General features: G+C 49.7%; 9 protein-coding genes. 7 read left to right on the top strand and 2 right to left on the bottom strand.

What is annotated here, in order from left to right:
* The first annotated feature begins 51 nt into the window (after positions 1-51).
* The 4 genes from V7051_RS10865 (at position 52) to V7051_RS10850 (ending at position 8,070) form a co-directional block, all read left to right on the top strand.
* A complete protein-coding gene (locus V7051_RS10865; protein WP_333874983.1) occupies positions 52-2,469 on the top strand; it encodes a methyl-accepting chemotaxis protein in 2,418 nt (805 codons plus the stop codon).
* A gap of 59 nt (positions 2,470-2,528) precedes the next feature.
* On the top strand, positions 2,529-3,629 hold the full coding sequence (locus V7051_RS10860; RefSeq protein WP_333874982.1) for a putative bifunctional diguanylate cyclase/phosphodiesterase: 1,101 nt from the start codon (positions 2,529-2,531) through the stop codon (positions 3,627-3,629).
* 316 nt (positions 3,630-3,945) lie between these two features.
* Positions 3,946-6,453, top strand: coding sequence for a glycogen/starch/alpha-glucan phosphorylase (locus V7051_RS10855; RefSeq protein ID WP_333874981.1), 2,508 nt, complete (start codon positions 3,946-3,948; stop codon positions 6,451-6,453).
* Positions 6,454-6,621: 168 nt separating this feature from the next.
* Complete coding sequence (locus tag V7051_RS10850; RefSeq protein WP_333874980.1) at positions 6,622-8,070, top strand: sensor domain-containing diguanylate cyclase; 1,449 nt, start codon at positions 6,622-6,624, stop codon at positions 8,068-8,070.
* 81 nt (positions 8,071-8,151) lie between these two features.
* On the opposite strand, the gene V7051_RS10845 is transcribed toward V7051_RS10850, so the two are convergent.
* Both V7051_RS10845 and V7051_RS10840 read right to left on the bottom strand, forming a co-directional pair.
* Positions 8,152-9,219 (bottom strand): acetate/propionate family kinase, encoded by a 1,068-nt coding sequence (locus V7051_RS10845; protein WP_333874979.1) that lies wholly within the window; start codon positions 9,217-9,219, stop codon positions 8,152-8,154.
* Positions 9,207-11,582: a phosphoketolase family protein gene (locus tag V7051_RS10840; RefSeq protein WP_333874978.1), complete on the bottom strand. Its 2,376-nt coding sequence runs from the start codon at positions 11,580-11,582 to the stop codon at positions 9,207-9,209. The genes V7051_RS10845 and V7051_RS10840 overlap by 13 nt, the downstream gene beginning before the upstream one ends.
* A 439-nt stretch (positions 11,583-12,021) precedes the next feature.
* Between V7051_RS10840 and hemP the strand changes: the two genes are divergently transcribed.
* The 3 genes from hemP to V7051_RS10825 all read left to right on the top strand — a co-directional run bounded on the left by hemP (position 12,022) and on the right by V7051_RS10825 (position 15,305).
* Entirely contained in the window at positions 12,022-12,219 is a 198-nt protein-coding gene (gene hemP, locus V7051_RS10835) for a hemin uptake protein HemP (RefSeq protein ID WP_333874977.1), read from the top strand.
* A 244-nt stretch (positions 12,220-12,463) separates the two neighbouring features.
* Positions 12,464-12,712 (top strand): hypothetical protein, encoded by a 249-nt coding sequence (locus V7051_RS10830; RefSeq protein ID WP_333874976.1) that lies wholly within the window; start codon positions 12,464-12,466, stop codon positions 12,710-12,712.
* A gap of 295 nt (positions 12,713-13,007) precedes the next feature.
* Entirely contained in the window at positions 13,008-15,305 is a 2,298-nt protein-coding gene (locus tag V7051_RS10825) for a TonB-dependent hemoglobin/transferrin/lactoferrin family receptor (RefSeq protein ID WP_333874975.1), read from the top strand.
* Positions 15,306-15,349: the final 44 nt, after the last annotated feature.

The following is a 15,349-nucleotide window of genomic DNA, read 5'->3' as shown; positions in this document are numbered from 1 at the left end:
GGGTAAAAAAGCGTCACTTTACATAAAACGCACACTCGAAAGGTTATCAAAATGCTTAAATATATCAACTTCAAAGCCCGTATATTGCTCGGTTTCCTTGCTATCATCAGCTTGATGACGATCATTTCCGCATCAAGCCTGATTAATTTATCCAATACAGAGCGCGACCTGAATGAAATAAACGATAACCTGCTGCCCAATGCCCTGCTGATGGGACAAATGGCGCGCGATATTGTGCTGGTACAACAATTTTTAACCAATGTATCGGCCAGTCATTCTCCACAAGGCTATCAGGATGCGGAAAAATCCGCCCAGGACTTTAAACAGGGATTGTCGCAGTTCCGCCGGAATTTTATCGGCAATGCCGAAAAAACAAAGGAATTAGACATACTTGAGGCAAACTTCGGCCTGTTTTATGAAGATGGCAAGCGCATGGCCGCGTCTTACGTCAATGAAGGCGTGAATGCCGGAAATGCGGCCATGCAAGAGTTTGATCACCAATCGTACAATTTGACATCGCAAATAATCAAACTCAGGAATACTGAGATAAACGCCGCCAAGTATCGTGTCACCCAAAGTACCGAAGTTACAACTCAGGCCTCTTCAATCCTCTGGGTCATGTCTCTGGTAATCATCACCTTGGCGCTGGGCATCGCTTTGTTTTTAACCCGCCATCTCAGCAAACAAATCGGCATTGATCCCTTGTATGCCAAAGGGATCACTAAAGAAATTGCCGCAGGTGATTTGTCCCGGTCTATCCACCTGGATGCGGACGACAAAGACAGCCTGCTACATGCGATAAAAAACATGCAGCAGAAACTGCTGGTCCGCAGAACCGCAGAGCATAAAGCCGCTGAAGAAATCATGCGCCTCAAACTTGCTCTCGATAGTATCTGCACCGGCGTGATGATTACCGATAACGACCGTAACATTATTTACGTCAACAGTTCGGTAACCAATATTCTTAGTAGAATCGAAGCGGACATTCGCCGGCAATTACCGGGGTTTTCTATTACCGATTTGATCGGCACTAACATTGATGCTTTGCACAAAAAACCGACGCACCAGGCCAGGCTGCTCTCATCTTTAACCGGCGCCTATAAAACCGGTGTGCTGTTAGGCGACCGCGCCATGGTGATGACGGCCAATCCAATCGTTAATGAACAAGGCCAACGGCTGGGCACTGTCGCCGAATGGCAGGATCGCACCGCTGAAATCGCCGTGGAAAAAGAACTGTCCGACTTTGTGCTTGCCGCGACCAGGGGCGACTTTAGCAAGCGTTTCGATTTACAAGGCAAGGAAGGCTTCTTGCATGAGTTGGGAGCTGGCCTCAACCGGCTTCTAGATGCCGGCGAAACCGGCCTGAATGATGTGGCGCGCGTACTGGGCGCCCTGTCCCGTCGCGACCTGACGGAAGCCATCAGCCATGACTATGAAGGCACTTTCGGGCAGCTTAAGCACAACGCCAACACTACGGTGGAAACACTTAAAAGCATCATTCATCAAATCAAGGACGCCACCGACTGCGTCAACGCCGGGGCAAAAGAAATTGCTTCCGGCAACAATGACCTGTCGCATCGTACCGAACAGCAAGCCTCCAGTTTGCAACAAACCGCCGCCAGCATGGAAGAACTCACATCCAGCGTGCAGCATAATACCGAAAACGCCAAACAAACCAACCTGCTTGCCATTGGCGCTGCCGACATAGCCGGTCAAGGCGGTGTGGTGGTCGGCCAAGTTGTCGCCACGATGAATGATATAAAGGAAGCTTCACTGAAGATCGAGCAAATCATCTCGGTAATAGACGACATCGCTTTCCAGACCAATATTCTCGCTATCAACGCCGCCATAGAAGCCGCGCGTGCAGGCACCCAAGGACAAGGCTTTGCCGTCGTAGCCGGTGAAGTACGTAGCCTTGCGCAACGCGCCGCCGCATCTGCCGGAGAAATCAAGACATTGATTGAAGACACCGTAAAAAAGATCGATGACGGCAGTGAACTGGCCGCCAACGCCGGTTTTACCATGGAAGAAATTCTCAACGCCATCCGTGGCGTTACCGGCATGATGTCGGAAATAACCGCGGCCTCGGTTGAACAAAGCTCCGGTATCGAACAAATCAACCTGGCTATCAGCCAAATGGATTATGTGACTCAACAGAACGCCGCCTTGGTGGAGCAAGCCGCCTCCGCAGCTGAATCGCTGGAAGAACAGGCGCAGAATCTGTCCATCACTGTGAGCGATTTTAGACTGGATGACAGCCCGGTCAGTTGCAATGGTTTTTACGCTGCCGCTACGGCACTACCGGAACTTTATCCATCGCATCATAGGGAACATAAAGAACAGACTATTTGGAATACCATAAGAACTACCAAAAATAATAGCCTACACAACTTTGAAAATGCAGCGGCGGCAGCCAAAGCCAAGCTTCAACTGTTAGTTGTTGCCAATGACGATTGGGAGGAATTTTAATAATGAACACTTCTTCTGTACAGGCTACAAATTACAACCCTGGTCCTCGCGAAAAAGTTATGAAAAAGAAATTGAAGAAAAAAATATCAAGTGCAAGGCAGGATCAATATGCCTTGATAAAAAAACAAATCAATGCAATGGGATCATTGCACAAGAACGAGGGCAAGCAACATATTTTTAATGAGCAATTAACCCAACTGATCAATACGATTCCGGATGCGCTCCTGTTCAAGAATAAAGAAGGACGCAAATTGATCACTCATCAGCTGACCCAAAGTCTTTTTAAACAGCTCGATCTTGATTGGTATGGCAAAACAGATACAACACCGCCTTTAACACACAAAAACATACTAACCGATTCTGAACATAGCCGGAAGTCGCTGAAACCGGAGCTACGCCTTGCGTTAGAAAAACGCCAGTTCATGCTTTACTATCAAGCGCAGGTAGACAGCAATCGCCAAATGCTCGCTGTAGAAGCTTTACTGCGTTGGGAGCATCCGCAATATGGATTGCTTATTCCTGATCAGTTCATCCCCATAGCGGAACAATCGGACCTGATCCTGCTGATAGATGCCTGGGTGCTGCAAGCCGCCTGCGAGCAGCTCAAACTATGGCGGAGCGACCCGCTTAAACAGGATCTACTGCTTTCCGTCAACATCAGCGCCCGTCAATTTAACCAGCTCAAATTCGTTGAGCAAATGCGCCGGATACTGGAGGAAACCGGAATCGACGCAACACGGCTTAGATTGGAGTTGACCGAAAGCCTGATGTTGCACGACATCTCCAACACCATCAAAAAAATTAAGTCGCTAAAACTGCTGGGTATCCGGTTTTCAATGGATAACTTCGGTACGGGTTATTCTTCATTAAGCCATCTAAAAAAATTACCCATCGACCAGTTAAAGATCGATCAATTTCTTATGCGCGACATCGCGATCGACAGTTGCGATGCAATGATCGTAAAGACCATCATAAGCATGACTGCCAAATTGGGGATTAACGTGATAGCAGGGGGCGTAGAATCCGAATCGCAATTTGCCTGTCTAAAACATCTCGGTTGCTCGGCTTATCAAGGCCATCTGTTTGGCAAACCTATGCCGTTAAATGAATTCGAAAAGCTGGTTGACCGTGACCTGAATAAGGCAGACCATACTAATTAAGCGGCGCCGGAATACCCTACTCTGAGCAGTCAGGCTCCCGGTTTTTGAAAAATCACCGCAGGATTAGCCATGCGTATCATTTTGTATTGATTTATATAGCAATTTATAACGGTATGCACAGCGTATCTTGCGAGAGAGACTGTGAAAGTATTCATGTGGGAGGGGCTTTAGCCCCGAAAGTCGGGGCTAAAGCCCCTCCCACAATCAATAAAACAATGACTTAGAAGCCACTACAATAGTATGCGTCATATTTTCAAAAATACTTTCACAGTCTCGAGAGCACACGAACGAGAAAAATTTCTTTCAGGATCAGATCATGCCCACCAATAAATTTGTTGTTAGCAACCCCAAGCCGTCAATCACACAACTCCCCGAACAAGGCAGGAAAAAAGTCGATTTTATTAATGATTTCAAACAATATTACGTCCATTTGCTGGGCAGGGATGAAAACTGCCGCTCGCCGTATTATGCAGGGGAAGCTTTATCGCAGGCGATTCGCGACCGCTTGATGGAGCGCTGGAAAACCACCCACCAAACCTATAAAAGCAATGACTGTAGGCGCGGTTATTATCTGTCCATGGAGTTCCTGATGGGACGGACGTTAAGCAATGCGATGCTTAATCTGGGCGTAACCGATACCGTTGCCCAGGCCATGTACGATCTTGGTATTTCCATCGAAGAGTTGATCAGCAGCGAACAGGATGCTGGCTTGGGCAATGGCGGCCTGGGCCGTCTCGCAGCTTGTTTTATCGACAGCTGCGCAACCTTGCAACTGCCGGTGATCGGTTATGGCTTACGCTATGAATACGGCATGTTTACCCAAACTATCGTCAACGGCGAACAGGTCGAAAAGCCCGATCATTGGTTACGTCACGGCAACGTTTGGGAAATTGAGCGCCTGGAATATTCGCATTCCATTAAATTCGGCGGCCATACCGAAATACAGACCGATGAAAACGGCAACCAACGGCATTGCTGGATCTCCACCAGCAACGTGCTGGCAGTGCCTTTCGATTCGCCGATACCCGGTTATCAAAATGGCACGGTGAATTCATTACGACTGTGGAAGGCCATCGCTACCGAAGAGTTTAACCTGGATGAATTTAATGCCGGCGATTATGCGGAAGCCGTTGCGGCAAAAAACACCGCTGAAAATATCACCATGGTGTTGTATCCCAATGATGCCAATGAAAATGGCAAAGAGCTGAGATTACGGCAACAATATTTCCTGGCCTCGGCCAGTCTGCAGGATGTTATCGCCCACTGGACCGGGTTGCACGGCGATAATTTCGATCATTTTATTGAAAAAAGCTGCTTTCAGTTAAACGACACCCATCCGAGTATTGCGATTGCCGAATTGATGCGCTTGTTGATGGATAATCATGGTTTAGGCTGGGATGAAGCATGGGCTATCACCAAAAATACCATGGCTTATACCAATCACACGTTGTTGCCCGAAGCGCTGGAGAAATGGCCGGTTACCCTGATGCAACGGTTATTGCCTCGCCTGATGGAGATTATTTTTGAAATTAATGCCCGTTTCATGGCCGAAGTTTCCATGCACTGGCCCGCCGATAATGAACGTTTAAACAGAATGTCGATCATTGAAGAAGGCTGTCCGCAACAGGTCAGAATGGCCCACCTTGCGATAGTCGGCAGTTTTTCGGTAAACGGCGTCGCCCAGCTGCATTCTCAGTTGCTGAAGCAAGACTTGTTCAAGGACTTTTATGACTTATGGCCGCATAAATTCAACAATAAAACCAATGGCGTGACGCCAAGGCGCTGGTTAGCCGCCTGTAATCCCGAACTGGCAAGCCTGATAACGGAAACCATAGGCGATCGTTGGATTATCGATTTATCGCAACTGAAAAAGCTGGAACCCTACGCTGAAAACGCTCAATTTCGGAAACGCTGGCGCGCTATTAAACAAGCTGCCAAACAACGTTTGATCGACTATAAAAAAGTCAAACACAATACCGAACTGCATCTGAGTGTCGATGCCCTATTCGATGTGCAGGTTAAGCGCATTCATGAATACAAGCGCCAGCTGCTCAATGTATTGCACGTTATTCATCTTTATAACCGTATTAAAAAAGGCGATACAGACCGGGTGCCACGATGCGTATTAATCGGCGGCAAAGCGGCTCCCGGTTATCGCATGGCGAAAAGAACCATCAAACTGATCAATAATGTTGCACAAGTCATTAACTCAGACCCCGACGTAGGCACTCAATTAACCTTGCTGTTTTTGCCGGACTATCGCGTTTCCGCGATGGAAAAAATATGCCCCGGCGCCGATTTATCCGCACAAATATCCACCGCAGGCAAGGAAGCGTCAGGAACCGGCAATATGAAGCTGATGATGAACGGCGCCATTACCATCGGCACCTTGGATGGCGCCAACATTGAAATACGCGAAGAGGTCGGCGATGAAAACTTCTTTTTATTTGGTTTGACCGAAGAGCAAGTTGAAGCCCGGCGCGCTCATTATAATCCGCTCGACCTGATCGAACAGGACGAAGACTTGCAGCAGGTCATGCATCTTCTGGAATCCGGCTATTTCAATCAATTCGAACCGGGCATCTTCGATGACCTGATCGATTCGATAAAAAGCCCGCACGACCCCTGGATGACGATTGCCGATTTCAGGAGTTTTATCGATGCCCAAAAACGCGTTGAAGATGCCTATAAGGATCAAGATCATTGGACCAAAATGAGCATTTTAAATTGTGCGAACAGCGGTAAATTCTCCACCGACAGGACGATTGGAGAATACAATCGGGACATATGGAAATTGGAACCTCAACCGGTAAAGCGCAAATAATCGTGTCAAATTAAAAAGTATCGAAAGCCGGGCAAACAGTTTTTATTGCCCGGCTTTCGGTATCCGGTTGTAAAAAGGTTCAATCCCATCTACACTGCCGCCTTTCTCTGCCATTCATGCCTTAATTTTGGCGCGTATGGGCTTAATCAGATTCCTTTCGAGATGCCCATGGCGGACGATTTCAACAACACGCCAGTCCTGATGAGATTAATCAGGAGCTATGTTTGTGTGCTTCAATTCCTGTTCGCCTTCACGCCCGGTATTGCGATCGCCTACCTGTATACATTTCCACCTGTAAATACGCATTACATAAACTTTGGCCTGCACCATCTGGCTATCGGCATGTCAACCTTGATCAGCAGCTTTGTTACCTGGGTAACATGGCTGTGTTACCGCACATCCGGAGAAATATTTTTGCGTTGGTTGGCGTTTGGTTTTCTGGGTTTCTCTATCATTTACGCCTGCCATGGTCTATTCACCGAATTATCGAATTGCAATTTGAGCCTGTTTTTGATTTATGGCCCGGTTTCCCGCCTGGTTTTTGCCCTCTGCCTTTTGATAGGACTACTCAATTACGGCCGTCCGGCAGATCCGTCCCAAGTAACAACGCAACTGAAACCCTGGTGGACAGCCGTCATCCTGTTTCTTGTCCTGGATCTTCTTATTGCTTTGGTGTTATCACATTCCGGCCATCTTTGCCCGATCGAAATGGGTATGACGATCAACAACGAGTTTATCGGTAAACTTCGCCGCTGGCTGGAATGGGGAGCTGTAGCAGTTTTTCTAACCAACCTTTTATTCATGTTGATGCGGCGGGTTCACGGCCCCCTGATGACATTATTTATGATTTCACTGGTGGTTTTCGCACAATCCTCGATCTCTTTTCTGCTCGCCCGACCCTGGAATCATCAATGGTGGCTGGCCCACGTTATCTTTGCCGGCGGTTTTCTGATGTTGAGCTACGGTGTCATGCAAGCTTTTCTCAGCAGTCGATCATTTTCTGGAGTTTATAGCGTGGAAGATCTCATGGTGCGCCTGCATGATGCCAATATTCAGCTTGCTCGACTAGCCAACACCGATCCGCTCACCGACATCGCCAACCGGCGTAGCTTCATGGAAAGTCTGGACATGACATTAGAGCAGCATCGCCGCTATGCGATCCCTTTCAGTGTGCTGATGCTTGATCTCGATCATTTCAAACAAATCAACGACACTTATGGGCATGCGGCGGGCGATGGGGTCTTGCAGGAAACAGTGATGCGCAGCCTTGAACAGTTGCGTGCGTTGGATGTGCTTGGCCGCATGGGTGGCGAAGAATTTGCCGTGCTGTTACCGCATACCGAAGCTGCGGACGCTGTCCCTATTGCCGAACGACTGTGCGCTGTTCTGGCAGAGACCCCGATATTCTTTGATGGGCAAGCCATTGCTGTCACCATGAGCATTGGCGTGGCCGAATATTCGACTGAACTTGCCAACGGGGAGAACTTGTTGCGCCAAGCCGATCTTTGCCTCTACGAAGCGAAACGGCTTGGACGTAATAGAGTCGAAAGTGTCCTTCATACAGCGAATTTGCCGTCAGGCAATTCATCACTCAATCTGACCACCGCAAGTCAATAAACTGTCAGCCATTCACTTGTGATTGGGAATGCCCGAATATCGTTTTTTATTTCCGGAATGCAGTTCAAATTGACGGCCTATTTACGGGCATAAGCCCAAGCAAAGGTTGCGGATCATGACTTCCTCATCTGCCGGAATAATCAGCACCGGTTTGTAACCGGCCAAGCCGATTTCATTGCTCCCTGCGTCGTTGGCGGGCTGATCCAACGCAAATCCGAGAAAACTCAACGGAGCGCAGATTTTTTCACGCACTTCGGCAGAGTGCTCGCCGATGCCGCCGGTAAAAACAAGCGCGTCAATGCCACCCGCTTTGGCTGCAAAACCGCCGATGGCCGCCCTGACCTGTCGGCAGAAATATTCGACAGCGAATTTTGCGTTTTCACTGTGACTGGAAAGAAGATCATTCATTTCCGAACTTTCACCTGAGGACAAAGCCATCAAACCCATCTTGTGAAACACGACATCGCTCAATTTTTCCGGATCGTACCGCTTCGCCAGCTCCAGCATTACGCCGGGATCGAGATCGCCGCTTCGGGTTCCCATCGGAATGCCGCCCGCCGGGGTATAGCCCATCGTGGTATCCACCGATTTCAGGTTTTCCATCAGGCAAAGACTCGCGCCGCTGCCCAAGTGCGCGACGACAATTTTTTTATAAGCCACATCGCCCAAAATCCCTGCAAGCATTTCGGCAATATAGGCATAATTAAGTCCATGAAAACCGAAGCGGCGTAAACCAAGCTCATTCGGAATCGGCAGACGCTTGGACAAATCCGGCATCGTGGCATGAAAAGCCGTATCGAAGCAGACGATTTGCGGCGCATCGAACCGTTGCAGGCATAAATCCAGCCCAAGCAAATTACCCGGCAAATGTAACGGGGCAAGATCGATCAGCCCTTCCAAGCGGGAACGTTCGGTCGCATCGACCTGCCTGGCCGGATCGTTGATATCGCCGCCATGGACAAAGCGATGCCCCACCCGCTCAGGCACCTCACCCGCCAGATCGTGCAACAGCAGGTCGAACGCTTCCTTTTGGTCGCAAACATGCTCATAACGAAAATTGCGCCGCGTACCGTCAGCAGAAAACAGGCTCGCCTTGATCGAAGACGAGCCGCTGTTGATCGTTAGAACCGAGCGCTTCAATACGGCCATACCCAGTTATCAACTTCGGGCAAATCGGTGCCGTGTTCGTAAGCATAGTTGCGGCATTCGATCTGTTTGTCTTTCATGCTTTCCTTCACATGAGCGCCCGCCACACGCAAAGCAGGAATACGATTAATCGCATCAATCACCAGGCTGAAACGGTCGATCTCGTTCTGGATCGCGAGTTCCAACGGCGTATTGATACTGCCTTTTTCCTTGTAACCGCGCACATGCAGGTTCTTGTGGTTATTGCGGCGATAAGCCAAGCGATGGATCAACCAGGGATAACCGTGGAAGTTGAACAGGATAGGTTTATCCAGCGTGAACAGGCTGTCGAAATCCTTGTCCGATAAACCGTGCGGATGCTCTGTTTCAGGCGTCAACTTATAAAGATCAACCACGTTGATGAAGCGAATCTTCAGTTCGGGGAAATTCTCGCGCAGCAACACGACGGCTGCCAGCGCTTCCTTGGTAGGAATATCGCCCGCACTGGCTATCACCAGATCCGGCTCTACGCCTTGATCGTTACTTGCCCAATCCCAGATGCCGATACCCTTGGTGCAATGTTTGACCGCTGCATCCATGTCCAGAAATTGCAAATGCTTCTGTTTGTCGCAGACGATAACGTTGATGTAGTTGGTGCTCTTCAGGCAATGATCGGCAACCGTCAACAGGCAATTCACGTCGGGCGGCAGATAGATGCGCGTCACCTCCGGGCTTTTGTTGACCACTAGATCGAGAAAGCCCGGATCCTGATGGGTAAAACCGTTATGATCCTGACGCCATACGGTGGAGGTAATCAACAGATTCAGCGACGAAACAGGCGCGCGCCACGCGACTTCCTTGGACATGGCCAGCCATTTGGCGTGCTGGTTGAACATCGAATCGATCACATGCACGAAAGCTTCGTAGGTCGAGAAAAAACCATGGCGGCCGGTCAGTAAATAACCTTCCAGCCAACCTTCCAGCGTGTGTTCGGACAGCATTTCCATGACCCGTCCGTCCGGCGACAATTCGCCGCCGTCGGCATCTTCCGGCAAATAATCGGCCAGCCAGGTTTTTTTGCTGGCCTCGTATACGTCGTCCAGCTTGTTCGAGCTGTTTTCGTCCGGTCCGAACACGCGGAAATTGTTCATGTTCAGGTGCATAATGTCGCGCAGGAATTTGCCCAGAGGACGGGTGTTCTCTGCGCTGGTGGTTCCCGGTTTGATCACGCTTGCCGCATATTCGCGGCAATCCGGCATATGCAAAGCTTTGCGCAACAAGCCGCCATTGGCATGCGGGTTGACGCTCATGCGTTTCGCGCCTTTGGGTGCAAGCACTTTGAGTTCAGGTAACAAGCGGCCGTCTTGATCAAACAGTTCTTCCGGCTTATAGCTACGCAGCCAGTCCTCCAACTGCTTAAAGTGTTCCGGAGTATCGCGCACGTTACCTAGAGGTACTTGGTGAGCGCGCCAGAAACCTTCTACTTTTTTACCGTCGACTTCTTTCGGCCCGGTCCAGCCTTTGGGGCTGCGTAACACGATCATCGGCCAATAAGGACGAATAGGCTTGCCGCTGCTGCGCGCTTCCTGTTGAATGCTGCGGATTTCCAGCACGCACTGTTCCATCGTGGCAGCCATGGCTTGATGCATGCTTTCCGGGTCGTTGCCTTCGACAAAATAAGGCGTCCAGCCGTAGCCCTTGAACAGGTTTTCCAGTTCCTGATGCGAGATACGCGACAGGATGGTCGGGTTGTTGATTTTGTAACCGTTTAGGTGCAGGATCGGCAATACCGCGCCGTCTCGAATCGGATTCAGGAATTTGTTGGAATGCCAGGAAGTCGCCAGCGGCGCGGTTTCGGATTCGCCATCGCCGACCATCACAGCAACGATCAAATCCGGATTGTCGTAAGCCGCGCCGAACGCATGCGAAACGCTGTAACCGAGTTCGCCGCCTTCATGAATCGAGCCCGGCGTTTCCGGTGTACAGTGACTGCCGATGCCGCCCGGAAAGGAGAATTCTTTGAAGAACTGGCGCATACCGTGTTCATCTTCGCTCTTGTTCGGATAAATTTCGCTGTAAGCGCCTTCCAGATAAACCGGGCCGAGTATACCCGGCGCACCATGTCCCGGACCGGCCATAAAAATAGCATTCAGATCATACTTGTTGATCAGCCGATTGAGGTGGATATAGGTGAAAGATAATCCCGGACTTGATCCCCAATGTCCCAGCAAACGACTCTTAACATGCTCTATTTTGAGCGGTTCGCGCAATAACGGATTGTCGCGCAGATAAATCATGCCCGCCGCAAGATAATTGCAGGCACGCCAATAGGCGTTAATCTTATTGATTTCTTGTTCGGGTAGTAGCTTGGTCGATGGGGTGGTCATGGTTTATCTATCCAGGTTTGGTTTCATAGGAACAATTGACTTTCAATATTAGACATTCTCATTATGACGCATGTATGACAGACTCATAGCCAGGGTGCTCTTAATCCTCAAGATCATATTCTAAATTCGACAAACAATGTGGTTTTTCTTTTTTCCGGTTTTTGAAAAAATCATTTCTTTGCCCTACCCTGTTATCCGCCCCATTAAGCTCAAATTATCCATAATAAATGACAGCTTTATAATTTCAAAGCACCTTGCCTTTCCTGAAAAGAAATCCTTTGAATATTACCGAACGGGCTTTCCAACATTGATTAGCATCAATGTCTACCTTGAACATACGCTATCCAAATATATGTTTGTGTTCCAGTTGTTGAGTAATTTTTCAAAAAAGAACAACAAGTGTTGACTCGCCAAATGATAATCATTATTATTTAAACCCATGAACAGACAACTTCCCAACACTATTGAACCTTTAGACTTAACACTGTCTACAAAGCAGGATGCAACGCCGGCTTTACGGCAGCGCTTACATAGCACAGAGCTATTCAGTACGGGACGCGAGGTTGTCATTGAACATGCCGGTGAAGAATACCGGTTACGTTTAACACGTCAGGGCAAATTAATCCTGACTAAATAATTACTCTCTTAACATAATTATTACACTTTATTGTCGGCAGGTTATTTTCCTCCTACCTACCGACCTCTCCTGATCATAATCAGGAGGATGAACATGCCGACAATAAAGTGCAAAAAATATAAGTAAGAGCAGCCAGCCATTCATCGACACCTTCAAGTGTTGATAGCCAGCCAATGTCAAAGAAACGCTGCCTACCGCAGCTTCGGCAGACTTTATCCTGCCTAACATTCAGATGGTGAACTCGATGAATCCAAACAAACGACACAAGAAAGTGAGCCTTGCCAGTAACGGCGATTGCCAGGTGATACTTTGTCCTGATTGCGGCGTATTAGAAATCAATTTGGGCGAAACAGCGATACGTACCAATTATGAATCTTTACGCATACTTAGTTCAGTGTTAAATCACGCCAAAGTACAACTTGCCCAAATGAAAAATGCGTCACCAGCAAAGAATAATAATGCTCAGCGGTCAAGACTCAGCCGTATTCACTAGAATCAGGTTTTCCAATCACCAAGTCCTATTTTCCTGATAGCACTTTCGCGCTTATGTTGGGAAGCTCTAGTCATGTTGTATTACTCGTACCATCCTGGGTTGGTTACAGGAGCTTGTGTTACGACTAAAAGCCACAAATCATCAGCAATTAACAAAAAACACTGGAATAATCTAGACCTTAAAGAAATCGACAAATATTAAGCCAGACAGAAAAACCATCCCCATTTAAAGCCAGCCATCGCCTTGTGTGTGAATAGCCAGCCAAAAGCATGCTAACTACAACAAGAAGGTGTTTATGCGCTATTACCAAAATCAACGACTATTGCTGGCTATTGCCGCATTGTTGAACACACTGTGCTCCGAAGCCGGGGAAATCGCTCCACTGCAAACTCCGGCCGTGAAAACGAAAGCCGCCACAACAAAACCGTCAGCCATGCTCCAAGAGGTCGCGGTAACCGCCACCCGCAGTGAAGCCGACGTCAAGGATATTCCGGCCGACATCAGCACCCTGGATCGCAGCACCCTGGATCGACGTTTACCACGCGATGAAGCCGACCTGTTCCGTGACGAGCCGGATGTGGTCGTTGCCCGCGATTTACGCCGTTTCGGCAGCACCCGCGTCAACATCCGAGGTCTGGAGGACGTGCGCGTCGTGCAAATGGTGGACGGCGTGCGCCTGCCCGACTTCTACAACGGCGGCGGCCCCACCAACTTCACTATGTCGGGCCCGCAACTGATCATGCCCGATTTCATCAAGCGCATGGAAATCCTGCGCGGTTCCGCATCCAGTCTGTACGGATCCGACGCTATCGGCGGCGTGGTCGGTTACCGCTCGCTAAACCCGGAGGATTTGCTCAAAGGCGATGACGCTGTCGCTGTCGGCTATCGCTCCGGCTATTTCGGCGCCAACGATGGCATTTCCAATACCGGTCTGGTGGCCTTTCGCGAAGGCATCGCGGAAGGACTGATCGGCCTGTCCGGCGTACACAGCAACGAAGCCGACAATCAGGGCAAGAACAATAGCAAATCCGATAGCCGTACCGCCCCGAATAACCAGGATGGCTGGGACTCGGGACTGCTGGCCAAATTGATTATCCGTCCTTTCGACGGACACAAAATCACAGCTCAGCTGGAGGCACGCGACCAAAATACCAAGACCGACGTGTTGCGGCTTGCCAGCTCGTTGCCCAGAGTTACCAGCATGCAGGGCGATGACAATAGCCGCCGAGTACGCACTAGTCTGGAATGGGAGCATAAGGCGCCGACCCGTATCTATGATCGGTTGCAGGCTAGATTCTACTATCAGGACAGCAATACCGAAAATTCCAATACCCAGCAACGCACCAACACCTCAAGCAGTTGTTCCGCGGTTACCTCCGGCACCAACTCGTGTTTTATCGACCAGGATTTTTTATTCTCGCAAATATCCACAGGCGGTGGTCTACAGCTTGAGAAAGCCTTCGACTTCGGATCGCACACCCACCTTTTAACTTACGGTACCGACATTCGAAACGACAAAACGGAACAGCTGCGTGATATGAACCTGTTTCTCAATAACGCCGCAACACCCTCCAAAAGCCTCGCAGGCGATGTCTTCCCGCTACGGGATTTTGCCAACGGCTCGACCGACACCCTGGGATTTTTCTTCCAGGACGAAATCAGCGGCCTGTTTAGAAACAGGCTCACGGTTACGCCCGGACTGCGCTACGACTGGCGCAGGCTCAGTCCTGAGGTGGACGCGCTGGCTCAGCAAGTGTTGACGGCCAACGGCAAACAAGCCGTGCAACAAACCGACAACGCGGTCTCGCCCAAACTGGCCGCTTTATGGCATTTCACCCCGGAAGTGGCAGGCTGGGGGCAAGTGATGCGCGGCTTTAGAGCGCCCAATTATAACGAAGTAAACGGCAGCTTCCGTAATACCGCGCAACAATACGGCATCAGCCCCAACCCGAGCTTAAAACCGGAAACCAGCGTCGGCTTCGAGCTGGGGCTGCGTTACTCCTCCGATAATCTGCGTTCGCAAGTCTCCGTATTCGACAACTATTACCGGAACTTTATCGAAAACGTGCGCCTGAATTGCCCCTCTGATCCCAGCTGTATCGGCTCATTGGCGTCTACCTTTATGTCGGTCAATCAGAGCAAGGTCAATATTCGCGGCGTGGATGCACGCGGCGCTTGGGACTTTATACCGGGATGGCGAGTGGATGGCGCCGCCGCTTACATCTATGGCAACAACAATGCGATCAACCAGCCGATCAACAGCATCGATCCGACCCGGTTTTCTTTGGGGCTTGCGCACGATGCCGGCAAATGGGGCGCGGAAACACGCCTGCGGGCCGCTTTGCGCAAGACTGAAGTGAACGATACCGACGGCGTCTGGTTTCGGCCGCCCAGCTATGTGACGACCGACATTACCGCGTGGTGGCAGCCGCATAAAAGCACCCGCATCACCGCCGGCATCAATAACTTGCTGGATAAGAAATACTGGTTGTGGAGCGACATCCGTCAAGCCGATGCGACCAATCCTGTGGGTGTCGACTTTTACAGCCAGCCCGGTCGTAACGTATCGGTTGCATTGAATGTCGACTGGTGAGGATTTTCCTTCTCCCACGTAGGAACCATGTAGACCGAGCAACA

Origin of the sequence: Methylobacter sp., assembly GCF_036845245.1 — a bacterium.
Lineage (GTDB): Bacteria > Pseudomonadota > Gammaproteobacteria > Methylococcales > Methylomonadaceae > Methylobacter_A.
This window is presented reverse-complemented; position numbering and strand designations above follow the sequence as displayed.